Source organism: Aneurinibacillus sp. UBA3580 (assembly GCF_002375825.1).
Lineage (GTDB): Bacteria > Bacillota > Bacilli > Aneurinibacillales > Aneurinibacillaceae > Aneurinibacillus > Aneurinibacillus danicus.
This window is the reverse complement of the sequence record NZ_DFMZ01000118.1, coordinates 10,830-35,521: the sequence shown is the minus strand read 5'-3', so window position 1 is coordinate 35,521 and position 24,692 is coordinate 10,830. Positions and strand designations below refer to the sequence as shown.

General features: G+C 46.6%; 25 protein-coding genes and 1 pseudogene. 9 read left to right on the top strand and 17 right to left on the bottom strand.

Translation table 11 applies throughout. From position 1 onward, the window contains the following. A pseudogene (locus tag B2899_RS16485) lies at positions 1 to 479 on the bottom strand (methyl-accepting chemotaxis protein); the annotation flags it as partial. A gap of 202 nt (positions 480 to 681) precedes the next feature. On the opposite strand from B2899_RS16485, the gene B2899_RS16480 reads away from it, so the two are divergent. Continuing rightward, positions 682 to 1,602 (top strand): DMT family transporter, encoded by a 921-nt coding sequence (locus B2899_RS16480; RefSeq protein ID WP_146808298.1) that lies wholly within the window; start codon positions 682 to 684, stop codon positions 1,600 to 1,602. A gap of 184 nt (positions 1,603 to 1,786) precedes the next feature. Here the strand turns inward: B2899_RS16480 and yihA are convergent, their stop codons facing one another. From yihA to racE, 12 genes are all read right to left on the bottom strand, one after another. Next, positions 1,787 to 2,431 carry a ribosome biogenesis GTP-binding protein YihA/YsxC gene (gene yihA / locus B2899_RS16475; RefSeq protein ID WP_146808297.1) on the bottom strand — a complete coding sequence of 215 codons (645 nt, stop codon included), beginning with the start codon at positions 2,429 to 2,431 and terminating at the stop codon, positions 1,787 to 1,789. Continuing rightward, complete coding sequence (gene lon / locus B2899_RS16470; RefSeq protein ID WP_286887199.1) at positions 2,428 to 4,758, bottom strand: endopeptidase La; 2,331 nt, start codon at positions 4,756 to 4,758, stop codon at positions 2,428 to 2,430. Before lon ends, yihA begins: the two co-directional genes overlap by 4 nt. Before the next feature lie 125 nt (positions 4,759 to 4,883). After that, complete coding sequence (lonB, locus tag B2899_RS16465) at positions 4,884 to 6,578, bottom strand: ATP-dependent protease LonB (RefSeq protein WP_146808295.1); 1,695 nt, start codon at positions 6,576 to 6,578, stop codon at positions 4,884 to 4,886. Between the two features lie 360 nt (positions 6,579 to 6,938). Continuing rightward, positions 6,939 to 8,213 carry an ATP-dependent protease ATP-binding subunit ClpX gene (gene clpX, locus B2899_RS16460; RefSeq protein WP_146808294.1) on the bottom strand — a complete coding sequence of 425 codons (1,275 nt, stop codon included), beginning with the start codon at positions 8,211 to 8,213 and terminating at the stop codon, positions 6,939 to 6,941. A gap of 11 nt (positions 8,214 to 8,224) precedes the next feature. Beyond that, entirely contained in the window at positions 8,225 to 8,815 is a 591-nt protein-coding gene (gene clpP, locus B2899_RS16455; protein ID WP_146808293.1) for an ATP-dependent Clp endopeptidase proteolytic subunit ClpP, read from the bottom strand. A gap of 99 nt (positions 8,816 to 8,914) precedes the next feature. Then, the gene (tig, locus tag B2899_RS16450) at positions 8,915 to 10,201 is read right to left on the bottom strand and encodes a trigger factor (protein ID WP_146808292.1); all 1,287 of its coding nucleotides are present in this window, start codon (positions 10,199 to 10,201) and stop codon (positions 8,915 to 8,917) included. Between the two features lie 366 nt (positions 10,202 to 10,567). Beyond that, complete coding sequence (locus B2899_RS16445) at positions 10,568 to 11,623, bottom strand: tetratricopeptide repeat protein (RefSeq protein ID WP_286887193.1); 1,056 nt, start codon at positions 11,621 to 11,623, stop codon at positions 10,568 to 10,570. Between the two features lie 41 nt (positions 11,624 to 11,664). Beyond that, on the bottom strand, positions 11,665 to 12,192 hold the full coding sequence (locus tag B2899_RS16440; RefSeq protein ID WP_146808290.1) for a metallophosphoesterase: 528 nt from the start codon (positions 12,190 to 12,192) through the stop codon (positions 11,665 to 11,667). Then, on the bottom strand, positions 12,189 to 12,806 hold the full coding sequence (locus tag B2899_RS16435; RefSeq protein ID WP_286887191.1) for an XTP/dITP diphosphatase: 618 nt from the start codon (positions 12,804 to 12,806) through the stop codon (positions 12,189 to 12,191). Before B2899_RS16435 ends, B2899_RS16440 begins: the two co-directional genes overlap by 4 nt. Next, the gene (gene rph / locus B2899_RS16430; protein ID WP_286887189.1) at positions 12,799 to 13,563 is read right to left on the bottom strand and encodes a ribonuclease PH; all 765 of its coding nucleotides are present in this window, start codon (positions 13,561 to 13,563) and stop codon (positions 12,799 to 12,801) included. The genes B2899_RS16435 and rph overlap by 8 nt, the downstream gene beginning before the upstream one ends. Positions 13,564 to 13,688: 125 nt before the next feature. Further along, the gene (locus tag B2899_RS16425) at positions 13,689 to 14,741 is read right to left on the bottom strand and encodes a GerMN domain-containing protein (RefSeq protein WP_286887186.1); all 1,053 of its coding nucleotides are present in this window, start codon (positions 14,739 to 14,741) and stop codon (positions 13,689 to 13,691) included. Positions 14,742 to 14,819: 78 nt separating this feature from the next. Then, positions 14,820 to 15,632, bottom strand: a complete 813-nt coding sequence (gene racE, locus B2899_RS16420; RefSeq protein WP_146808286.1) for a glutamate racemase — start codon at positions 15,630 to 15,632, stop codon at positions 14,820 to 14,822. Between the two features lie 542 nt (positions 15,633 to 16,174). Between racE and B2899_RS16415 the strand changes: the two genes are divergently transcribed. The 8 genes from B2899_RS16415 to B2899_RS16380 all read left to right on the top strand — a co-directional run bounded on the left by B2899_RS16415 (position 16,175) and on the right by B2899_RS16380 (position 21,127). After that, positions 16,175 to 17,014, top strand: coding sequence for an STAS domain-containing protein (locus B2899_RS16415; protein ID WP_170230097.1), 840 nt, complete (start codon positions 16,175 to 16,177; stop codon positions 17,012 to 17,014). Between the two features lie 16 nt (positions 17,015 to 17,030). Further along, positions 17,031 to 17,387 (top strand): STAS domain-containing protein, encoded by a 357-nt coding sequence (locus B2899_RS16410; RefSeq protein WP_146808284.1) that lies wholly within the window; start codon positions 17,031 to 17,033, stop codon positions 17,385 to 17,387. A gap of 2 nt (positions 17,388 to 17,389) precedes the next feature. After that, entirely contained in the window at positions 17,390 to 17,794 is a 405-nt protein-coding gene (locus B2899_RS16405; protein ID WP_146808283.1) for an anti-sigma regulatory factor, read from the top strand. A gap of 49 nt (positions 17,795 to 17,843) precedes the next feature. Next, a complete protein-coding gene (locus B2899_RS16400; RefSeq protein WP_286887237.1) occupies positions 17,844 to 18,839 on the top strand; it encodes a PP2C family protein-serine/threonine phosphatase in 996 nt (331 codons plus the stop codon). A 93-nt stretch (positions 18,840 to 18,932) separates the two neighbouring features. Continuing rightward, positions 18,933 to 19,250 (top strand): STAS domain-containing protein, encoded by a 318-nt coding sequence (locus B2899_RS16395; protein ID WP_146808281.1) that lies wholly within the window; start codon positions 18,933 to 18,935, stop codon positions 19,248 to 19,250. A gap of 20 nt (positions 19,251 to 19,270) precedes the next feature. After that, the gene (gene rsbW, locus B2899_RS16390; protein ID WP_146808280.1) at positions 19,271 to 19,759 is read left to right on the top strand and encodes an anti-sigma B factor RsbW; all 489 of its coding nucleotides are present in this window, start codon (positions 19,271 to 19,273) and stop codon (positions 19,757 to 19,759) included. Then, positions 19,722 to 20,498, top strand: a complete 777-nt coding sequence (locus B2899_RS16385) for a sigma-70 family RNA polymerase sigma factor (RefSeq protein ID WP_146808279.1) — start codon at positions 19,722 to 19,724, stop codon at positions 20,496 to 20,498. The genes rsbW and B2899_RS16385 overlap by 38 nt, the downstream gene beginning before the upstream one ends. Before the next feature lie 23 nt (positions 20,499 to 20,521). After that, positions 20,522 to 21,127 (top strand): SpoIIE family protein phosphatase, encoded by a 606-nt coding sequence (locus B2899_RS16380; RefSeq protein WP_286887182.1) that lies wholly within the window; start codon positions 20,522 to 20,524, stop codon positions 21,125 to 21,127. Positions 21,128 to 21,158: 31 nt separating this feature from the next. Here the strand turns inward: B2899_RS16380 and B2899_RS16375 are convergent, their stop codons facing one another. The 4 genes from B2899_RS16375 to bioB form a co-directional block, all read right to left on the bottom strand. Continuing rightward, on the bottom strand, positions 21,159 to 21,914 hold the full coding sequence (locus tag B2899_RS16375) for an exonuclease domain-containing protein (RefSeq protein ID WP_286887180.1): 756 nt from the start codon (positions 21,912 to 21,914) through the stop codon (positions 21,159 to 21,161). Between the two features lie 139 nt (positions 21,915 to 22,053). Continuing rightward, positions 22,054 to 22,275, bottom strand: a complete 222-nt coding sequence (locus B2899_RS16370) for a helix-turn-helix domain-containing protein (RefSeq protein WP_272561932.1) — start codon at positions 22,273 to 22,275, stop codon at positions 22,054 to 22,056. Positions 22,276 to 22,912: 637 nt separating this feature from the next. After that, positions 22,913 to 23,389 carry an acyl-CoA thioesterase gene (locus tag B2899_RS16365; RefSeq protein WP_286887177.1) on the bottom strand — a complete coding sequence of 159 codons (477 nt, stop codon included), beginning with the start codon at positions 23,387 to 23,389 and terminating at the stop codon, positions 22,913 to 22,915. 123 nt (positions 23,390 to 23,512) lie between these two features. After that, positions 23,513 to 24,550, bottom strand: coding sequence for a biotin synthase BioB (gene bioB, locus B2899_RS16360; protein WP_146812118.1), 1,038 nt, complete (start codon positions 24,548 to 24,550; stop codon positions 23,513 to 23,515). Between the last annotated feature and the right edge of the window lie 142 nt (positions 24,551 to 24,692).

Sequence of the window (24,692 nt, the reverse complement as noted above, 5' to 3'; positions counted from 1 at the left end):
GGTTCAGCCTTTATTATGGCCAATCCTGCAATAATCATAATAAGCGATGGGAAAACTCCCAGTCCGTAGACGGCGGGCATAAGGAACGGTCTATGCACCAGACGCCCCATCCGCAAATTGTACCGCTGTCCGTCTTCAAACCTAATGACCGGACATGAAGCATCAATCAGCACCTCGCCCGTATTGCGCGGATACAATTGCAGAAGCGGTATATCCGTGGTAGCGGCTTTCTCACCCACTTTATCACTAAATAATGTGCCTTCCCGCAGACGATTTGTATGCAGTAAACCAAGTCCTTTCTCATCGACGAACACAAAATATTCATCATGGCTCAACTCTTCATCCATAATGCGTCGGATTTCCTCAGCACATCGTTCAAATGAACCGGCGCGCTCTAAGACAGGGGCCATACGTTTAGCGACCCGCTGAACTTTTGCAAGGCCGGAACGGGCGCTACGCGTCTTTAACAAGTTTTCCATCAGCATTCCTCCCAGAGATGAACTTTCATAATAAGAACAATTCTCTATAAAACCATGATTTACCTGCTCTTCATCTTTTCATTAACAGAAAATTTTATCTATTGTTCATCTCTTGCTTTTCGTTATAATAAAGATTATCTGTATATAATTAGAAATTTTTATAGAATATAGATGCCTTACAGAGAGAAAGGGTGAGAACAAGTTGAGAAAATCTATGATAGCGGATGGAATTTTATTACTGGTGGCACTCGTCTGGGGAGCGACATTCGTTGTTGTGCAGAACGCCATTGCCACACTGCCCCCACTCACATTTAACGGTGTGCGTTTTTTGCTGGCTTCGGTATTCCTGCTATTGTTTTTGTTGTTATTTTACCGTCCGCAATTACATAAGATGAACGGAAAGCTGGTCATAGCAGGAATGATTTTGGGGATCTGGTTGTTCTGCGGCTATGCATTTCAGACGATCGGCCTGCTCTATACGAGCTCGTCGAAAGCAGGATTCATTACCGGATTGTCGGTCGTGCTCGTGCCCGTCTTTGCCCTTTTGATTCTAAAGCAAAGGCCCAAACCGCCTGCCGTTATCGGTGTTATGCTTGCTACTGTCGGATTGTATCTCTTAACGCTTGGAGATACGATAAACGTCAACGAGGGCGATGTGCTTGTCTTCCTCTGTGCAATTTCTTTTGCGCTACAAATCATCTTTACCGGACGTTATGCGCCCCAGTTTCCTTCGCTGGCACTGGCGTTCGTGCAAATTCTTACGGTAGCGGTATTAAGCGGAGGGGCCGCTTTCTTCTTTGAGGACTGGCAGACGACACTGACATGGAAAACACTCGCCACACCGACCGTGTACTGGGCACTGTTGATTACCGCCGTACCTGCGACAGCACTGGCGTTTCTGGCACAAACCGAATGCCAGCGCTTTACGACGGCGACACGGGTTGCGCTGATTTTCGCAATGGAACCGGTGTTTGCGGCAGCCACCGCGTATCTATTTAATGAAGAAATTCTCGGAGGACGGGCGCTAATCGGTTGTTTATTTATTTTTATCGGTATGATTCTGGCAGAGCTTCAGCCCGAACAGGTGATGTCCTGGGTAAAAAAACGAAAAACATCCTTCTAGCTTCAGCCTTGTCCTTCGCAAGCGAGGAAATTGAGATATAGAGGAACTGTATGAGTCAATCAAACAAGTTCTATCACGGCTGCTGCGGTATACTGTCCGCACTGCGGAATGAAACTAAAATCCTCTCAGAAGCAGCAATGAACGTAGAAAGGGACCCCCTTCGGTGAATGGGGGCCCCTTTCTCTCATTTATGCTCGTTTTCTTCCACAGGCTCCGGATCAGGTACCGCTTCTGCCAGGCGAGCCTCATGAATCTTTGCCCAAATAGCGGACCAGGCCTCTTCTTTACCCTGACCCGTTTCAGCTGAGAATAGAACCATCGGATCCTCTTTGTCCATGCCAAGCACGGCCCGAATTTCTTTGGCGTGCTTTTGCCATTTGCCGCGCGGAATTTTATCGGCTTTTGTAGCTACGACAATCACGGGAATACCATAATGCTTTAAATACTCGAACATTCCCTGGTCGTCGTTCGTTGGCTTGTGCCGTAAGTCTATCACATGAAGAACTGCCTTCAATTGTTCTCTCGTCTGGAGGTATTCCTCCATCATCCTACCCCACTTTGCTTTTTCCGCTTTGGATACTTTGGCGTAGCCATATCCCGGCAAATCAACAAAATACAGTTCTTTATTGATCAGATAATAATTAAGTGTCTGCGTTTTTCCCGGTTTAGAGGAAGTACGGGCCAGATTCTTCCGGTTAATCATTTTATTGATAAAGGAAGATTTGCCTACATTAGAACGCCCTGCCAACGCAAATTCTGGCAGGGAGCCTTCCGGATACTGTTTGGAGGAAACTGCACTGATGACAAATTCGGCCTGCGTTACTTTCATATTCTGGCCACCTTCATCAGCGCTACGCTCAATACTTGATCGAGGTGTTCCACCGGGATAAATTTCATATCACGACGCACGCTTTCTGGAATGTCTTCAATATCCTTTTCGTTGTCTTTCGGCATGATGACAGTTGTAAGTCCGGCGCGGTGTGCGGCCAGTGCCTTCTCCTTCAATCCCCCGATAGGAAGTACCCGGCCCCGCAGGGTAATCTCGCCTGTCATACCAACCTCGCGAGACACCGGAACTCCTGTCAGTGCAGACACAAGCGCGGTCGCCATCGTAATACCTGCAGACGGACCATCTTTTGGAATGGCGCCTTCCGGTACGTGAATATGAATATCGAATTTCTCATGGAATTCCGGGTCAATATCAAGCTCTTTTGAGCGGGAACGAATATAACTAAATGCCGCCTGCGCGGATTCTTTCATTACATCGCCCAGCTTTCCGGTTAGAGTAAGTTTGCCTTTCCCGGGTACGACGGACACTTCAATCGTCAGCGTATCACCGCCCGCTTCCGTCCAGGCAAGACCAGTCACTGCACCTACCTGGTCCTCTTCTTCGGCCATACCGTACCGGAATTTTGGTTTACCCAGCATGTCTTCGAGCGTTTTCACCGTGACGACGACCCGCTTTTTCGTTCCGGCTACGATCATGCGCGCCGCTTTGCGGCAGATTGTCTCCATCATCCGGTTCAGGTTACGGACACCGGCTTCGCGGGTATACTGGCGAACCACCTTTAGCAATGCTTCCTCCTGAACCTGCAGACGATCACGTCCTAAACCATGCTCTTTCATCTGTTTCGGAAGCAGGTAATCCTGACAGATTTTCAGCTTTTCAATTTCTGTATATCCCGGAATGTACAACATTTCCATACGATCAAGCAGCGGTCGTGGAATGGTATGTACCGCGTTGGCCGTTGTAATGAACATAACTGAAGACAGATCGTATGGTTCCTCGATATAATGATCGCTAAACGTATCATTCTGATTCGGATCAAGAACCTCAAGCAGCGCAGCCCCCGGATCTCCCCGGAAATCCATAGACATCTTGTCAATCTCATCAAGCAGGAATACCGGATTTACCGTGCCAGCGGTTTTCATACCCTGAATAATCCGTCCCGGCATTGCGCCTACATAAGTGCGGCGATGCCCCCGAATTTCCGCTTCATCGCGCACACCACCAAGAGAAATGCGGACAAATTTGCGATTCAATGCCCGCGCTACCGACTGGGCCAGCGACGTCTTACCGACGCCCGGCGGTCCTACCAGGCAGAGAATGGGTCCTTTCAGCTTATTGACCAATTTCTGAACAGCCAAATATTCCAGTACACGCTCTTTGGCTTTTTCAAGACCGAAGTGGTCTTCATCGAGCACACGCTCCGCATGGTGCAAATCAAGGTTATCCTCTGTCCGCTTCGTCCACGGCAACGCGATTAACCAATCGATATAAGTGCGGATAACGTTACCTTCTGCGCTGGTCGGCGGTGTTTTCTCGAGTCGTTCGAGCTCACGTTCCACTTTTTCAACAATATTGGCGGGAGGATTCGCTTCCGCAAGCTTTTTGCGCAAGTCTTCTACTTCTCCTGCGCGTCCTTCTTTATCGCCGAGCTCTTTCTGAATGGCCTTCATCTGTTCACGCAGATAATACTCTTTCTGCGTTTTTTCCATCTGCTTTTTCACGCGCTGCCCGATTTTTCGCTCCAGCTCCAGCACTTCACGTTCATTGTTTAGAATGCCAAGCAACTTTTCCAAGCGTGCTTTAACATCAATGGTTTCGAGAATGTCCTGCTTGTCGCGAATTTTAAGCGGCAGATGGGAAGTGATAATGTCTGCCAGTCGACCCGGCTCGGTAATATCGGAAACAGAGGCGAACGTCTCCGGAATAATCTTCTTAGATAAATTGATGTACTGCTCAAAATTGGCAAGTACGGTGCGCATAAGCGCTTCAATTTCAGGACTTCGTTCCTGATCTTCATCCAGGTAGGAAATCTGAGCTTCAAAATACTCGTCTTCCTGCAGATAATCTTCTATCTTTGCGCGGCTAATCCCTTCTATAAGCACGCGAATCGTTCCATTTGGCAGCTTGAGCATTTGCTTTACTTTGGCCACGGTACCAATCGTAAAAATTTGCTCCTTTTCTGGTTCCTCAATATGTACTTCCTCCTGTGTAGATAGAAGAATGAGGTTATCGTCTACCATCGCTTTTTCCAGCGCTTTTACCGATTTGGCACGTCCTACATCAAGATGCAAAACCATACCCGGAAATACCAACAATCCTCGCAATGGGAGAAGAGGGATTTGTCTCTCTTTTTCGTTTGTTCCCATCTTTTCTACCTCCAAATCCCTGTAGTATTGGCAAGAAAGTTGTACCAAATACAAGGTTGTCTTCACTTCATTTTAGCTTAACTGCTGTTCGTTGTCTAATCCTGAAGCACAGGAAAGCGTTTTTTCTAAATGGAAGTAGGAGAAGGATTTAATATTTCGGCTGCCTGGCGCAAAGCGGCCGGAAGTGGCTGGGCTTCCTCTTCGTTTTGTGGCAGAGTGGCATGATGCAGTACTTCATCCAATCGCTCGACCGCAATCACCTGAATGCCTTCCACCTGTCTGAAAATTTCCTGCCAGTTTTCTTTCGGCACCAACACCTTTTTGACCCCTGCAAAGCGTGCGGCCTCCACTTTGGCAACTACGCCACCAACCGGCTTAACTGTACCGTGAATGCTCAACTCGCCTGTCATGGCTACATAATTATCGATCGGCTGCTTTGTAATGGCAGAATAGATAGCCGTTGCCATCGCGATTCCGGCAGATGGACCGTCAATGGGCACTCCTCCCGGAAAATTAACATGCAGCGTATAATCCAGGGTATTTATACCCTGCAGGCGCAACACTGTTAGCACGTTTTCAAGCGATCCTCGCGCCATAGATTTGCGGCGCAGCGTTCTCCCTTTGCCTCCCATCTCCTCTTCATCGACAACGCCGGTAATCGTAACAGTGCCCGTTCCCGGTGCAGGTGCTTTTGCTGCGGTAACTTCAATTTCAAGCAGCGCTCCCATGTTTGGACCATAGACGGCCAATCCGTTAACCAGTCCGACGAAAGAGCCTCCCAGCACTTTTCTGTCCGGTCGGGGCGACTTCTGGCTGCTGTTGACCACCCACTCGATATCTGTTCGGGCGATGTTCTTGCGCTGCTCCGTAATAGCAATTCCAGCCGCAATCTGCACCATATTTACCGCTTCCCTCCCATTGGTAGCATAACGGGTTAAAAGTTCGACGGCGCTCTCTTCTATTTCCATCTTTATTTTTTCCGCAGCGTTTTTCGCAATTTTGTACACTTCAGAAGGGACAAGCGGACGAAAGAAAATTTCAAGGCATCGCGAACGAAGTGCGGGCGGCAGCTCATCCGGCGTACGCGTGGTAGCCCCGACAAGGCGGAAATCAGCAGGTAATCCGTTCTGAAAAATGTCGTGAATATGTTTCGGAATTTGCTGATTTTCTTCACTATAATAGGCGCTTTCAAGAAACACTTTACGGTCCTCAAGCACTTTCAACAGTTTGTTGAGCTGAATCGGATGCAACTCCCCAATTTCATCAATAAACAAGATGCCCCCATGCGCTTTTGTAACTGCCCCAGGCTTCGGCTGAGGAATACCGGCCTGGCCCATAGCGCCTGCCCCCTGATAAATTGGATCGTGTACAGAACCAATCAACGGATCGGCAATACCGCGTTCGTCAAAGCGCGCGGTCGTAGCGTCAATCTCAGTAAACAGTGAGTGTTCGTTGAATGGCGAGGCCGTTTGCTTTTTGGCTTCCTCTAAGATAACGCGGGCTGCTGCCGTTTTACCGACCCCGGGGGGACCGTAGACAATCACGTGCTGTGGATTGGGTCCGCATAATGCGGCGCGAAGAGCACGGATCCCGTCTTCCTGTCCAACGATGTCGCTTAACGTAGCAGGACGGGTTTTTTCAGAGAGCGGCTCAGATAAGGAAACGGAACGCATCTTACGCAGTTGTTCCATTTCTTTTCTTGATTCACGGTCTACATATGTGCGGCTGCTGCGCTGATTTTTCAGCAGGCTCATGAAGTACATGCCGATGATAACGGCAAAAAAAACTTGAATCAGCGTAAGTAGTAATGTCCAGTTCATATGTCCCTCCTATGTATGAGAAGTGAAAAGCCAGCACCTCTTGTTTTCTACGTGTATTATTGCCTAGAAGGTGGGGGAATAAACGAAAAATGAGGCACAGGAAAACGAAGTGAGGAGTTGCATAAATAAAAATTTGAGATAAGGCGGCGCAGGGGGGAAAATACGTCTGTGTTTTCTGCGAAGAAGTTATCATGCCCGCTCCATATTTCCGAAATGGTTTGAACTTGCCCGTCTTTCTGAAACGGAATGGACAGTGTTGCTTCCCTGCAAAGGAAAACCAGCTAAGAAAAAACAACATAAACATGCACAATTAAAGCAAAAAAAGCCACCGGAAAACTCCGATGGCCTTTGAGAAATACATTACGCACTTTCAGGTTTTTTGTTATCGTTAACGAGCTTGCCCTGCTTGGTATAAAGCTCCGGGTTGCCTTTTTGCTTAACGGTCTCTTCCGTGATAACACACTTGACAATGTCGTCGCGGGACGGCAGGTCAAACATGATATCAAGCATGATGCCTTCAATGATGGAGCGCAAGCCGCGGGCACCGGTGTTGCGTTTAATCGCTTCTTTAGCGATTTCGCGCAGCGCGCCGTCTGTAAATACAAGCTCTGCATCATCCATTTCAAGCAGCTTCTGATATTGTTTAACAAGCGCATTCTTCGGCTCAGTCAGGATTCGGATTAACGCATCTTCATCCAGCGGCTCAAGCGTCGTAATGACCGGCAGACGACCAACAAACTCCGGAATCAATCCAAACTTGAGAAGGTCTTCGGGCAATACTTTTTGCAAGAATTCACCTGACTTCAAATCCCTTGTGCCTGTCTCTATATCGGTGCCGAAACCGATGACCTTCTTGCCGACACGACGTTTGATAAGCGACTCAATACCGTCAAACGCTCCGCCTACAATAAACAGAATATTGGACGTATCGATTTGGATAAATTCCTGATGCGGATGCTTCCGTCCCCCTTGCGGTGGTACGCTGGCAACCGTCCCTTCAAGAATTTTAAGCAGCGCCTGCTGTACGCCTTCACCGGATACATCACGAGTGATAGACGGATTCTCCGACTTACGCGCCACCTTGTCGATTTCATCGATATAGATAATGCCGCGCTCAGCCTTCTCTACATCGTAATCGGCAGCCTGAATCAGTTTAAGCAGAATATTTTCGACGTCTTCCCCTACATATCCCGCTTCGGTTAGAGATGTAGCATCCGCAATAGCGAACGGTACATTTAGAATGCGAGCCATAGTCTGGGCAAGCAGCGTTTTCCCGCTTCCCGTCGGTCCAAGCATCAGGATATTACTCTTGGCCAATTCTACATCGTCGATTTTTGAGCCTGTATTAATGCGCTTGTAGTGGTTATAGACCGCAACGGAAAGCGATTTTTTGGCCGCTTCCTGTCCGATAACATAATCGTCAAGGAATGCACGGATTTCATGCGGCTTCGGAATTTCTTTCAGATCGATTTCTTCCTCTGTGCCTAATTCCTCTTCCACAATCTCCGTACACAGCTCGATGCACTCATCACAAATGTATACTCCGGGACCAGCCACAAGTTTGCGCACTTGATCCTGAGTCTTGCCGCAGAACGAGCACTTGAGTTGGCCTTTTTCATCATTGAATTTAAACATGAAATCACCCCTTACTTTTGATCATTACGAGTGATGACTTCGTCAATTAACCCGTATTCTTTGGCCTCAAGGGCATCCATAAATCGGTCGCGGTCCGTGTCGCGCTCAATTTTATCAAGCGGTTGACCTGTACGCTCAGCATAGATTTGATTAATCTTTTCTTTGGTTCTCAGAATCCATTCGGCATGGATTTTGATATCCGCCGCCTGTCCCCGGACTCCTCCGAGCGGCTGATGAATCATTACTTCGCTGTGAGGCAGCGCGTACCGCTTACCCTTGGCCCCGGCCATCAGTAGGAACGAACCCATACTGGCAGCCATGCCGATACAGATTGTCGACACGTCGGGCTTTATGAATTGCATGGTATCATAGATAGCCATGCCTGCTGTAATTGAGCCTCCGGGAGAATTTATGTATAAGTGTATGTCCTTGTCCGGATCCTCAGCAGCCAGAAACAACAGCTGCGCTACAACCGCATTGGCTACCTGGTCATCGATCTCAGATCCCAGCATGATGATGCGGTCTTTCAATAGACGGGAGTAAATATCATACGCGCGCTCCCCCCGATTTGTACTTTCCACAACATAAGGTATAACACTCATAACGCAATAATCCTCCCTTCACAACCCGGTATGTATTTTGGTTTGGAAAAACAAGGCACGAATATTCGTGCCTTGTTACTAGTTGTTGTTATTATGACATCATTTGCTGTTCTCGACAAGCAGGTCAATCGTTTTGCGAATGCGGATATCGTTTTTAAGGCTTTCCAAGTTATCGCGACCTTCAAAGATTTTGCGAAGCTCTTCAACCGGACGATTGTATTGCTTGGACAGTTCTTCAAGCTCGTTATTTACGTCCTCATCTGTTACTTCCACATTTTCCGCCTTTCCAATCGCTTCAAGCACCAATGTTGTGCGGACGCGCTTCTCAGCATCCGGTTGGAACTGCTCGCGAAGCTTCTCTTCATCAAGGCCGGTGAATTGGTAGTACAAGTCCAGATTCATACCCTGGTACTGCAGACGCTGTGCGAAATCGTTCACCATGTGGTTAACTTCGTTTTCAACCATTACTTCAGGCAGATTGATTTCCGCATTCTCAGTCGCTTTTTCGATTAAAGATTCTTTCTTGTAATTCTCAGCGTCTGTTTTCGCTTTTTCTTCCAGCTTATTCTTGATATCAGCTTTCAATTCGTCAAGCGTATCGAATTCGCTTACGTCTTTTGCGAACTCGTCATCCAGCTCAGGAAGGTTTTTGCGCTTGATTTCATTTACTTTTACTTTAAATACAGCCGGTTTGCCCGCCAGCTCTGCAGCATGGTAATCTTCCGGGAATGTAACTTCTATGTCTTTTTCATCGCCTTTCTTCAGACCGATAATTTGGTCTTCGAAGCCCGGGATGAATGTGCCGGATCCGATTTCGAGCTGATAGTTCTCTGCTTCGCCGCCTTCAAATGCTTCACCGTCTACGAAGCCTTTGAAATCAATAATAGCGTAGTCGCCTTTTTCAATAGCAGCACCGTCTTCAAGCACAACAAGCTCAGCGCTGCGGTTTTGCATCTGTTTCAGCTCTTCTTCTACCGCTTCGTCAGTTACAGTGAAATCTTTCTCCTCTACTGTCAGACCTTTGTAGTCGCCCAGTTTTACTTCCGGTTTTACCGTTACTGTCGCTTTGAAAACGAGCGGCTGGCCTTTACCTATTTGTTCCACGTCCACTTCCGGACGGTCAACAGGTTCAATGCCTGTCTCCTGAACAGCCTCGGTGTAAGCTTCCGGCAGGATAATGTCCAGTGCGTCTTGATATAAGGATTCCACCCCAAAACGCGCTTCGAAAATCTTGCGCGGCACTTTACCTTTACGGAATCCGGGAACGTTTACTTTCTTAACGACTTTTGCAAACGCCTGATCGATTGCTTGATCTACGCGGGCTTCTTCGACTTCGATCGTTAGTACGCCCTGGTTATTCTCTAACTTTTCCCAAGTTGCCTTCATTTAAACTTTCCCCTCCTAAAGATCTATAAACCAATACACGTGTTCCTATAAAAATCCACACTATGTATGTTGTGTTACATCTGCCATTATAACCATTTCATTATATCATAATCAAATTGCTTTTCAACTCTACATAGAATGACTTCCTTTTTCTTCGTTTGGTTTTCCGTTGCATAGATGTATCACTGTCCGTGGCTGTCCGAATTTCAGCGCATCCAAAACATCTGGGCAGCACGAAGAGGGAGACAATTGGCTGCTTTTTCTGAAACGGAATGGACAGTGTTGCTTCCCTGCAAGGAAAACTAGCCAAGAAAAAGGGGCAGCAATGAATTACGCCACAAAATGCAGAAAAAAGGAAATTATTACTTATTCTGGCGATCGGGCGTCCAGATGCAGCACTTCCGTCAGCGTCTGGTAATTCCGCTTAATTAAAGGAAGAGAAACATGATACAATTCGGCAACCTCGCGTTCATTCTGTTCCATGCGCAGGAGTCTGGTTACGCTGTAATGCAAAGCCGCCGCCCATTCCTCAGGAGCATCGACAGGCGGATGGAGCGGATAAATGGCAAATAAGTATTCCATCCATAATTGAAAGGCAAATGAAACAAACGAGGCGTCCTGCTGATAGGCAACACGGGACAGGCACTCCAGCACTTTGCGCTCGCCGTCCGGCATTTCTTCATCGTGCAGAGGTACCTGTTCAATCACCGTCTCAAACTTCTGGCCGAATTTATAAAGAAAGACCCGGCCCGTTTCCCCCATTCGCTTCAATGCCCGAAGCGCAAATGTTTTCAGCATGGGATCAGGGTAGACAAGCATCATATATTCTTTTAACACCGAAACGGTTTCCGGTGAAGGTATGTATTTAAGCTGTTCAAGCGCCCCGAGCTGCTCTTCGAATGTTCCGCCCTCCAGCTTTTCATACAGGCGCAAGACATAAGCAGGATCCATTTCTGCCTTTTGCAGAGCGGTCTGACGTGAGAAGCGGTCTTCCTCTTCCCACTGCTCTTTCTGGGTCTCTACTATTTGAAATGTCTCCTGAATCGCCTGAATCTCATGCATAAAAGGCGTTAATTCCTTTATCATTGTCGCTTGTTCTAACAACTGCCGGATTCTTTCGAACTCTTCTAGCTTCAGAAGAAGCCCAAGATAGGTGCGAAATGTCTCCGCAATATTCCCGCTCTGCTCTTCCCATATTTGCGCGACGAGCGGAAGCGCTTCCTCCAGGCGACCAGCCCGGATAAGAATATCTGCCGCAGCAAGGAACGCTTCCGTATGCTCCGGCGCAAGGCGCAAAATCTCCTGTACATACTCAAGCGCTTGATCATACCGCTCTTCCTCGGACGCTTCTCTTGCCTGCCGCAAATTCTCTTCCACGAACCCCGGAAACAAAATTACGTTTTCCTTATTGTTCTGTGGCATCCTCCATTCCACCTCTCTACTACGCGGTTGAACCACATTTATTATTTAGAAACGGCAGGCGGCAGCATAAAGGTACGACTCAGGCCGGGCTGTTCCTTTCCTTCCGGCGAATAAAAAGAGACTTCTACCCGTACCCCCTCCTCGTTTTGTTCCGCAGTAAGCAGTGCATAAGTCGCTGAAAAATACGAACGAGGCAGCAAAAGGCTGCCGGGATTGACATATAAAATATCGTTCTCGCAGATGGCGGTGATTTCGTGGGTATGGCCAAACAGAACAAGGTTTGCCCCGACTTCCATGGCACGGTAACGCAGGCGCATTGCGCTCTGCTTCACTCCGTATATGTGTCCGTGCGTTTGAAAAATCCGCAGGGGACCTAGCTCGGTGACTTTCTCTTCAGGCGTGTCCATGTCGCTGTCACAGTTGCCCCTTACATAAGTAAATTCAGGCGCTTGCCCGCGTGGATAACAGAAGTCTCCACAGTGAAAGGCAGCCTCGTGGGAATGACGTGCCAGAATCGCCGGCAAATGCTCCGTGCTTCCATGCGTGTCACTTACCACTATCAATTTCATAAAAAACGCTCCCGTAGTACGTTTTCTAACTTCCTTACCGCCTCACCCCGGTGACTTATCCGATTCTTCTCTTCCGGCGCAAGCTCGGCCATCGTCTGCTGCCTGTCCGGCAGGAAAAAATGAGGATCATATCCAAAGCCATTCTCTCCTTTCGACTCAAGCACGATGCGTCCCTCACATGTACCCCGCGCAAACAGCGTCTCGCCGCCCGGAATCGCAAGCGCCAGTACACAAACAAAACGGGCCTTGCGCTCTGCTTCCGGAATATCCTGCATCAATGCTATTAGCTTGGCATTATTCTGACTATCAGTGGCGTTTGGCCCGGCGAAACGGGCCGAATATACGCCGGGTTTTCCACCCAGTGCATCCACTTCAAGCCCCGAATCGTCCGCCAGCGCCGGAAGGCCGGTCGCATGTGAGATTGCTTCGGCCTTCTTGCGCGCGTTTGCCTCAAACGTCTCCCCGTCTTCCACCACGTCAGGCATATCCGGCAAATCTGCAATAGTCACAATTTCCACATCAAACCCTTTAAACATGCGGCTGAACTCACGGACTTTTCCTTTGTTCTTCGTAGCCAGGACGATGCGTTTCCATGGAAAAGTGTGCTTAGACATTCTTCGTTTTCTCCTTAAGCATATTTCCGATCCCTTCACCGAGTACACCCAGCACTTGTTTTTGCACAGCGATTAAGTCCGTAATGCCTTTTTTGCCGGATGCAAGCAATTCCTGGAGTTCTTCTGGACTAAACGGCGCTTCTTCCCCTGTACCCTGTATTTCAACATATTTCCCCTGGCCCGTCATCACAATATTCATATCCACTTTCGCTTGCGAATCCTCAGCATAGCATAGGTCAAGATGCGCTTTTTCTTCAAGAATGCCCACACTTACAGCCGCAAGAAAATCAGTCACAGGAAGCCCTGATATAGCCTGTTTCTCCACCAGCTTGCCCATCGCCGATACCATGGCTACATACGCGCCGGTAATGGAAGCCGTGCGGGTCCCTCCGTCTGCCTGGATTACATCGCAATCAAGCCAGATTGTACGTTCTCCGAGCGCCTCTAAGTCTACCACGGAACGAAGCGCACGTCCGATAAGACGTTGAATCTCCTGCGTTCTGCCGCTTACCTTGCCGCGGCTGGATTCACGTATGTTGCGTGTCTCCGTAGCGCGGGGCAGCATAGAATATTCGGCCGTCACCCAGCCACGACCCTGTCCGCGCATAAACGGAGGAACTTTCTCTTCTACCGTTGCCGTACAGATGACTTTTGTTGCTCCGACTTCTATTAAAACAGAACCTTCCGCATGCTTTATATAATCCATGGTAATGGTGACCGGTCGAATCTGATCGTATTCCCGTCCATCGATTCTCATGCCATTCCCTCCCACTTGTCATTTCTGGCTTATTATAGCACAACCCGTCATGGAACATGTACTATCCGGCTGCCCGGCTGTCGTGATAGAGAAAGAGTGGGGACCCCCCCACTCTTTCTCTCGCCTTAGTACGCCTGGCTGTCCGTAATCATCGAACGAGTCACCGGCTTTGTATAATCAATAGCGCCCGCCTTAACCGTATTCTTGCCATCCACCATAATCTGCACCTTCTGCGCGCTGGAATTCTCTGTAAGAGACAGCACTACGGATTCGAGCGCATCCGGGCTTGCCTGCCCCTGATTATAAGAAAGAATTTTATTATCAAAATCGACTATCATAATGTCCTTTTGCTGTTTTACGCTTTTCACATTCATAGAGGGAAGCAGGGCAGAGAAAAGCGGCGATCCCTGTTTAGGCCCTTCAATCAATTGTTTAACAACCGCCAGCCCTTTGTTATCCGTTTCTGGAATCAAACGGGTTACCGGAACAAAATACGTTAGATTGTCAGATACTTGATTCTGGAAATACAAGGTTACCGGCATAGCCTGACCAGGCTTAACAGCATCAGACAGTTCCATATTAATACCATTCTCACGACTTAGATGGGAGATCGGGGTTCCTTTAACCGGCATGACTTCCTGCGGATGTCCGTTAATCCAGATATTTACCTCTTTTACAGCATCAAACTCTGTCAGTGCCCAGGTTACAGCATCTAGAATTTTTTGCTCGTCTTCCGCTTTATATTTCTTAAACTCCGGCGAAAAATCTACTGTTGCTACTCCGTCTTTGATTGTCATACCGAGCACTTTCGTTCCCTTAGGAAGAACAGCACGGAAACCCGGAGGAAGCGATTTCTCTGCTTCACTTCCCTGTACCATGTAATTCAGCACTTGCTTGGCCATGCCCTCAGACTTTGGCAGTTCTATCTCCCAGGGCACAACAAAACCGTCTGTGTCAAGCACATACACCTTGTGCATACTAACCGGTTTGTCCGCTTTTTTGCTCTGGTCGGCCGACAGTTCGTTCACCTTATCGCTTCCTGCCGCCGGTTGTGATTGCAAGCGAGGCGGATCAATTTCTCCATTGCTTGGTGCATCCTTCGGGCCAAACAGTCCACAACCGCTTAGCACGAATAAAAGACCCATAAAGGCACTTAGCAAAAATAACCTGCGTGCCATAGCTTCCCCTCCTCAGGCTCATTTTGTACTACTATGTATACGAGCCTGAACAGGATTTATACATGCTTTGTCCAGATTTTATTTTCTCTCTCCTTCTAAGTTGATTTGATGAGCACAGACTTTAATATGGAGCCATTCTTCCGCGATGGACATAAATAACTCGGGATTGCCGCTTGCAAAAAAACGGTGCTGCGGATTAACGATGTCCCCCCCATTTGCGAGCATGCGTCGAAACGAAAGCATTGCGCTTAATTCCCGGGCTGATTCTTCCGCAGAGCTAATAAGCTTAACATTAGGCCCTACAACTTTCTGGATGAAGTGAGCAATAAGCGGATAATGCGTACAACCGAGAATTAACGTATCAAATGTTTCTTCCGCAAGCGGACGCAGCGCTTCACGCACGACCTCAAGCCCTTCCCTATCATGCAGCCTCCCGCTTTCCACCAGAGGAACAAGCGAAGGGCAGGCCAGACTTACAACTTGAATCTGCGGATTTAGTTTTTTTAGTGCGCTGACGTACGCACCGCTGCGAATCGTTCCTTCCGTTCCGATGACGGCCACACGCCCCGTCTTCGTTTCCTTAATAGCGGTACGGGCACCCGGCTCGATAACTCCAATAACCGGGATATCGAGCCATTCACTCACTTCCTGCAGGACCACAGCAGCTGCAGTGTTGCATCCGATCATTAACGCTTTGATGTTCTTCTTCAGCAGAAATTCGATCATCTGAAGCGAGAACGCCCGCACTTCTTCAGCAGGCCTTGGACCATAGGGACACCGGGCCGTATCTCCGAAATAATAAATCGCTTCGCGCGGCAGCTGGCGCAGCACTTCCTTAGCCACTGTCAGTCCGCCGACGCCTGAATCAATAATTCCTATTCCTTGTTTCATTCTCCTAGTCGCTTCCTTCTCTCAGTCGTTCTCTTTTATCTTGGGGATTTCATCTATGAAATACAAGATTCGAATTTCACAATCCCTGAGCGTAACCTTTCCTCTTTATTTTAAGTTTAATCCTTTGGATGGGGTGGTAAAGCGCATTATATTCTATCCAAAGAGGAGTGATAAACGCAATGGAGTACAATCGGTCCTCCTGCTCAAAAACGATACGCTTTCTATAGCGAACGGTCAAGCGCCTGCTGCCTCACCTTGTCCCCACGGTATTCGAATAGCACGGAAGTTTTTCAGATAGTATATGAAACAGCAATACATTTGCGCATAGATTCAAAGACAATGTAAATGAGTCATGCCGAAGGATGGCGGGAGAAGAAATTCTTCCTCCCATCTATGTTGTTTTTCTGATGTTCATTACCCGTATTTTTCTGCCTGAGAACTATGTTAAGATAAAGTGGGAAGGTTTGTATTACAGCATATACCGTTGCGCAGCAAAGCAAACGATATATCAAAAGGCACAATTCGAAGATAGGAGTGCTACTATGTTTAAAAAAACTTCTCAACAATTTATTCAAGAAAATACCGATGAAATCGAAAAACTGTGGCGGGAAAGGAGGTCTGCTGTTCCTTCCTCACACAGTCAGACGATTGAAACATTCATTAATCATATGACACAGGATGGCTTTCTTCTTCACCTTTCCAATTTCTTCTCGGATAAGGAAAAAGAACGTGAAAAGGCAATAAACAATATCGAACAGTCCTGCTACCGTTATGTTCCACCGTGTATGGAAGCGGATATCCCTGTTTCTGAAGTCATTCAACCTTTCTATCTCATTCGGGACATACTGTTGGAAACGGAAGAGGTTAAACAGCATCCTGCTTTCATACTCCCCTTAATAAAAGAAATGGATCGATTCTTCTTGCATCTGATTACCTTTATCCATGACATTTACTCCATTTCCTGGAAAAATAAGCTGCTGGCGCAGCGTTCGGCTATAATGGAATTATCAGCCCCACTGATTCCTTTATTAGAAAATATTACAGTTATGCCGATTGTTGGAGCTATTGACACGGATCGCGCAGAATTAATTACGCAAAACCTTCTCTACGGAGCCATTAAAAACGAAAGCAAAGTAGTATTGATTGATATTACGGGAGTGGCTGAAGTGAATACGATGGTAGCGCGGCATATCGTCAAAGCGGCGGAAGCTATTCATCTCATCGGCGCTGAATGCATTGTAGTAGGCATCAGACCTGAAATTGCGCAAACAATGATCAGCTTAGGTATTGATATGGACATGCTTACCACATTAAGCTCTATGAGCCAGGGCCTTCGCGTAGCTCTCGCTAGAACAGGAAAAGAAATTAAGGAGATCAATTAAGGGGGTAGATGCTACGATGAGAATCCCAATATTAAAACTCGGAAACTATCTGCTTGTTTCTATCCAAATTGAGCTCGATGATAAAACAGCTGTTCAATTCCAGCAAGACCTGCTGAATATGATTCATAAAACAGGATCAACAGGGGTTGTGATCGACCTTACCTCCGTACAGATGATTGATAGCTATATTGCCCGTGTGCTGGGCGATGTCGTCAAGATGTCCGAATTGCTAGGCTGCCAAGTCGTCTTTACCGGGATTCAACCGGCGGTCAGCATTACACTTATCGATTTAGGCATTAGCTTCCGCAATATTAAAACCGCAATGAATTTAGAACAGGGCCTGGAAAAATTGAAGCAGTTATTGGAGGGATAAAGGTGGACAACAATCCTAGCATTCATGTTTATAACGAGTGGGATATCGTTGTTGCCCGACAAAGCGGGCGAGATCTCGCTAAATCCCTCGGATTCGGAGAAGTGGACCAGGCACGAATTACTACTGCTATTTCTGAATTAGCTCGCAACATCTATCTATACGCCAAGCAGGGTGAGATTGAGGTTTCTCCTGTTTATGAAGGTGACAAGGTAGGTATCAAAATAATATCTCGCGACAATGGACCAGGGATTAAAGATGTAATGAAAGCACTTGAGGATGGATATTCTACTTCCGGCGGATTAGGGGCCGGACTGCCGGGCGTAAAGCGCCTGATGGATGAATTCTCAATTGAATCCAGCGAAGGCAAGGGAACGCTAGTTACGGCGGTGAAATGGAAGCTTTTCTAACCAACAAACGATATAGCCCAGTAAGGAAGGAGGGCATTTTTTGAAACAAGTGAAGGAGTATTATAAAAAAATCATGCTCCACTATCTGCGAAATCCCGGTGAACATCAACTGTATGCCGGTCAGCAACTTAGTAAATCGCTCATCGAAAAAGATATTCCACCAGAAGATATTCTAGCCCTTCACATCAACATCATGAAAGAAAACGGATATATTTTGCCAAGGGAATGGGAACGTTCTTTTCAGTTTTTGATGGAAATCATGGTATCATTTGGCATGGCGTATCAAGAGCGGCAAAGCCTGCGTCTAAAGAAAAAACAGTTGGAAAGCGAAATTAATGTTGCCATTTCTATGCAAAAAAAATTGTATCCACACACGTTCGAGCATGGATTCCATGACCTGGAGGTCGGTTTTATCAGCACTCCTGCACGTGAGATGTCTGGTGACTTCTACTACTACACAAAACACGGAAAAAACAAGTTAGGTATTTTGGTGGCGGATATCGTAGGCAAAGGGATTCCGGCTGCTCTTTGCATGTCGATGATCAAGTATGCGATGGACACACTGGAAAATGACGTAAAACCAGCCAATATGATTCTTGATTATTTGAACCGTCTAGTATTAAAAAATGCCGATCCGAGCCTATTTGTTACAATGTTTTATACGATTTATGACCCGTTAACCTCTATTCTTACCTACTCCTCCGCCGGTCATGAACCCGCGCTTTATTATCAAGCCAAATCGAAGAAATTTCAAGATTTGAATACCAAAGGGCTGATTTTAGGTGTAGACGCCAATGTAAAATATGAGGAGAAAGCCATTCAGCTTGAATCCGGAGATTTCATAGTATTGTATACAGATGGAGTAACCGAGCGAAAAGATTCCGATGAGCCGGATGACAATTCCATTCTGCGCGAGGCTATCTCCAGCGCGGATTTGTCGCTTCCTGCACAGGAAATCGTCAATCATATGTATCAGCATGCCATTGATGAAAAAAACTATCAGTTAGATGACGACCACACGATTGTTATGATTCGTAAAAAGTAAATTGGATTTTTCACATAGCTTTTTGTTTGGTTTCCTCTCTTCCGAGGTAAAGGAAAATATCGTGTACATATACTGATAGTAGAGGTGAACATAATGAACCAGCTTCCCTTCTTAGTTGAAACCGAGGAAAAAGAGAAAGAGATCTGCGTATACATTCATGGTGATCTAGATCTGGCTTCTGCTCCCCGGCTACGTGAGACCCTGCTCCCGCTCGCTGAAAAAGATAGCAGAACGCTAAAAGTTAACTTGAAAAACCTTCATTACATGGATAGTACCGGTCTTGGCGTTTTTGTAGCGGCACTTAAGCTGCGCAAAATCATTAATGGTGAGATGTTTTTAGAGGAAGTTCCTAAGAAAATCCAGCGGATCTTCCAAATCTCAGGCGTCGATCAATATATAACAATTGCGTAATTTTTACAGGGGGGATTCGTATGCCAGAATTGAATGACCACGTCAAGATAAACGTTCCGGCACGTGCCGATTATATAAGCGTAATTCGTTTAACCGTTTCCGGACTCGCTTATCAGATGGGATTTACATATAACGACATCGAGGATATTAAGGTAGCGTTGGCAGAAGCGTGCAACAACGTTGTTAGCCACGCTTATAAAAACAGCGAAGTTGGTGAGATAAGCGTTGACTTTCATGTTGAGGTCGATCGTCTGCAGATTATCGTCAGTGACGAAGGGGCCGCCTTTGACGCTAAGAAACTGAAGAAAGAAGCTTCTTCACTTCACGGAAAAAGCCTCGATGAAATCGATGTAGGCGGACTGGGAATTTACCTGATGAAAACACTCATGGATGAAATTGAGTATGACACTGGAGAAAAGGGGGTTAAAGTTTCACTAACTAAATATCTCAAGAGGGATGAGGTGAGCGAAAGTGAGCCAAACGTCCACCAGGAAATCATTCAACCGTGACATTACCGAATATGTCCGTACGTACCAGGAAATCGGCTCAGAAGAAGTACTAGAGCAAATACTTGAAAACTACCAGACGACAATAAGAAAACTCGCTTCCAAAATGGCCCGCGACTTTCATTTGGTGGACGATTTATACCAAGTGGGCATGCTCGCTTTATTAGGTGCTATCGATAAATTTGACAGTGATGTAAGCCATAATTTTGATGCCTATGCCATATCAACCATTGTCGGTAAGATGAAACACTATCTCCGCGATAAAACATGGAGCATCCGTGTACCGCGGACGATTAAAGAGATGGGATACCGACTGCAGAAGACGATTGATGAATTAACCATCGAGCTGCAGCGTTCACCTCGCATTGATGAAATCGCGAAAAGGCTTGAAGTCAGTGAAGAGAAAGTGTTGGAGATTATGGAGAATAAAGGAAATGTCCATGTTCTTTCCCTTGATACCCCAATGAAAGCTGATAATCAAGAGCAGGATTCCCATATACTGATGGATATGATTCCGGAGCAGGATCCGGGCTTTTTAGATGTGGATCGCAAAATGGATTTGGCCGATCTGCTCGAAAATTTGGATGAGCAGCAGCGTCAGGTCATCCATTATGTATATTATGAAGAATGGTCACAACGTCAAATTGGTGAGAAACTGGGCATCTCTCAAATGCAGGTTTCCCGTATTCTGCGCAAGACACTTCAGCAGATGAGAGAAGCCTATATGAAGAATTCGGAATAGGAATTGATCTGGAGGATTTTCCTTTGTATTCTTTTCAGTACAGTGTCCATCATACATCTAAAAAGCCCAACACACCGTCAGGGGATTGTTACTTTGTCAAATCGTACGGTGATACGGTGTTGATCAGCATTGCAGACGGGTTAGGAAGCGGCCCTGATGCCAGAGACGCGGCCCAAAAAATGATTGACGAAATCGAGAAGCGTGCCGAAGCTGGAAATACCCCGCTCAGTCTCCTTCAAGAAGGAAACCGTTCTCTCCACGGTTCTCGCGGTTCCGTAGTGGGAATTGCCATGATTGATAACCGCAATCAACAGGTTGCCTATGCAGGGATCGGAAATATTACTTGTCTGGTGGTAACACGGGAACGCAAAAAACAGTATCTGATTTCAAACCCAGGATTTCTCAATGGCCGCCCTTTTCGCGCTATAGAACGGTATCTTCCCTTTTATCCTGATGATACCATTGTCCTGTTTTCTGACGGAATTGAGTTACCTAATAATTGGGAGTACGTTATAGCCAATGGCCTTTCTCCTGAGAAGACGCTCAAACGTCTGGTACAGGAGATGAAACGGATTGACGATGATGCCACCCTTATCGTGGGCAAGTGGTACAAAGAAGACAGCGTGTAGAAAATAACCCTTATACACACTGTCTTCTTTTTTACCTTCTTTGCCCGTTTGCCAAATGAGCATACAACTGTTCTAATGTTTCTACACCGGCGGCCTCTAATTGCTCCTGCATAACAATCCACAGTTTAGCCGTCATCTGCGCGTCGCTCAATGCATGATGACGATTTTCAATTTGAATCCCCGCTTTCTCCAATACTTCTTCCATTCCATAGGCACCAAGCTCAGGATACAAGCATTCAGCCACTTTCTTCATCTCCAATGTACGATACCCAAATCGGCGACGAGCTGTCCGCCACAGAAAGTGATTAAAAAATTTCAATTCATGGCTAATGTAATATCCGAGTACAATACTGCTGCCGATGAAAGCTTCAAGCGAAGCAAACACTTTATCCAGTGGCGGTGCATTCCCTACCTCTTCTTCCGTAATTCCTGTTAATTCAGTAATATGAGGTGGGATGGGAATCGTAGAATGAACATAGGTGGAAAACCGTTCTGTTTCTAACAGCCTGTTTCCGTTGACACGTACAGCCGCAATAGAAAGAATTTCATCACCGTGCTCAGGGTGAAAGCCTGTTGTTTCAATATCTAAAGACGTATAAGTTAGTCCGCGCAGAGGGGTTTGCAGGAAAGCAGAATGGCGCTGAGATTCCTTAAGAATGGAACGCATCCAGGCTTCCTGGCGTAAATCGCTTCCTCTCTGTCCATAGAACATATTCATTTGCTGTTTTCCCACTCCGCGAGCCAGCAGTTGGGAGATACGTGCGAAAAAACCGGATTGTTCTTTCATTTTCCTCCCCCACCGTCATTCTTTCCTCGTTATATTGAAAAAATGATACGCAGGAATAGCACTTACGTCAAGTTTTACGTAAGATTTTATGACATAAAAAACCCCCCTCATATGAGGCGGGCTGTCGTTCAAGGTGAGATTAAATTTTTAATTCACCTAAACGAACAAGTTCAACAACTGCTTGAGAACGACCTTTTACGTTCAGTTTCTGCATGACGTTGCTGATATGATTGCGGACAGTTTTCTCACTGATAAACAATTGCTGCGCGATTTCCTTCGTTGTCTTGTCTAGTACTAGAAGTTCAAATACCTCTCGTTCCCGGTTGGTCAACAGTGGCTTGGCTTTCTGTTCGTTATTCAAAAGTGCTACCCCTCCTTGGCCTGGGCTCTCAAGTGCAAGGCTAGGGATACAGTCACCATAGTCTATGACCCGGAAAGATAGGTGGTTCAGGGAAGCGGGAAATTTGGGCCTGCGACACATTATATTCGCTCCGCGTTTTCCCTGTTCATTTACCTGTAAAAAATTTGCTCGTCTACCGTACGCTCCCCTAAGGATTTTTTAATAGGCATTTCCCCTTTTAGAGGAGGCACAAAACTTTCCATTTCCTTTACGCAGGATAAAAATAGGAACGGTGGGAAAAAGGGCTTGTAATTCCTTCTGGTAATCGGAGCGTAGAACAAAAATCCAGCGCACCCGATGCAAACTAAGCGCTGGTACGCCGATTTCATGTCGACTGATTTGCCACATAGGAAGCGGTACACTCCGGAATGCAAATACGACATCACCGAACCCGAAACACGCTTTTAAGCAATCCTGCAGACCGTAATCATGCCGTCGATATTCGAGCAAATGTACAGGCTCTAAACCGAAACGCTCAATCAGATGTTTTCGATCTTCGGACTGCTCTTTCGTTCTATGGCCCGTACTTTGCCGCGACGATAGCACGGGATACTGTATGTACAGATACGTAAGGGGAATGCCGTGGAAAAACATGGACTTATCCAATCAGCTCCATTTGCTCGAATAAAGCAATGCTTTCACGTGCCTTTTCAGGAATTGGTACGCTTCGTCTTGTTTTCTTATCCAAAAGTACGATTGTTCCTCTCCCCGTTGCCACGAGTCTATTCTTCTCTTCTGCAATTAGACAGTATTCCAGCTCCAGGGAGCTATTGCCGAGCCGTGCTACTCGTACGCCCAACCGCAGCGTCTCCCTAAAGAACGCTTCGCTATGGTAATGGCAGGCAATATCCGCAACTACCACCATTAAGTCCGCATTATAGTCCAGCACCAGATCACCGAAGCCGAGGTTATCAAAATATTCAACCCGTCCCTGCTCGAAATAAATCAGGTGACTGGTATTATTCAGATGACCGGACATGTCGGTCTCACAATAACGAATCGTAATCTTGGTCATAAAATGAAATTTCTCCAGCCATTCCTCCAAGCTTGGCTGTATATATGTGGCTCTTGCCATATTTTCTCCACTCCCTGCTTTTTACTTGCTGTTCTTATTCTGTTATTATTTTAACAAATTATTCTATCATGACAAAAGCTCCCCCGCTTAAGGGAAGCTTTTTATGCTGATCTGTCTATGCATTTATTGATGTAATACCGGAGGCCCGCTATCAAATGCGCACTCTTCAATTTCAAAGCCGAGGTCTTCAATCATCTCATGATCCCACTGCGTTTTCTGACCATCTGTTGTCAGATAGTCACCAACGAAAATCGAATTGGCAGCATAGAGGCCCATCGGCTGTAGATGACGGAGATTCACTTCTCGTCCGCCTGAGATACGAATTTCTTTCGTCGGGTTGATGTAGCGGAACAGCGCAAGCGCTTTAAGACACTTCATGGCGCCGATTTTTTTCATTGATCCCAGCGGCGTACCCGGAATAGCATTCAGGAAGTTGACCGGGATCGAATCAGCATCGATCTCATACAGCGCATATGCCATCTCGACAATCTCTTCGTCGCTTTCCCCCATCCCCAGGATGACGCCGGAACAAGGAGACATTCCCGCTTCTTTGACGGCATTCAATGTAGCAATGCGGTCATCATATGTATGAGTGGATGTTATGTTGGCATGATTGCTCGCTGATGTATTAATGTTGTGGTTGAAGCGGTCAACGCCGGCCTCTTTAAGCCGAACTGCCTGTTCAGGAGTGATAAGCCCCAGACAAGCGCAGATTTTCATATTGTGCTGTTCTTTGATTTCACGAACTGCTTCAATCACGTTATCCACTTCTTTATCCGTCGGACGTCGTCCACTCATGACGATACAGTATGTACCTGCCTTCGCTTCTTTCGCTTTCGATGCACCATCTACTAGCACATCTTTAGAAAGCTGCGGATATTTCTCAATCGGCGCGGTCGAAACGATAGACTGCGAACAGTAGCCGCAATCCTCCGGACAGAGACCGCTTTTTGCGTTAATAATCATGTTTAACTTCACTTTATTTCCGTAGTAATGGCTGCGGATACGATACGCACCCTGAAGCAGCGTCAGCACTTCCGTGTCCGGCGCTTGTAAAATAGTCAATGCCTCTTCTTTCGTTAACTTCTTCCCTGCCAGTACTTCCTCTGCAAGCGCTACCCAATCCGTCTTCGGCTTTGTTTCCAACACAGGTGTCAGCATAGCTCCTCCTTATTTGTAAACTATTTTTTATTAATAGTTAACATTAATTATAAGAAGAGAAAGCTTAATATGTCAACCAAATCCGAAAAATCAGGTAACAAATTTAAATGAATTCCTTTTTCTTCGTTTGGTTTTCCGTTGC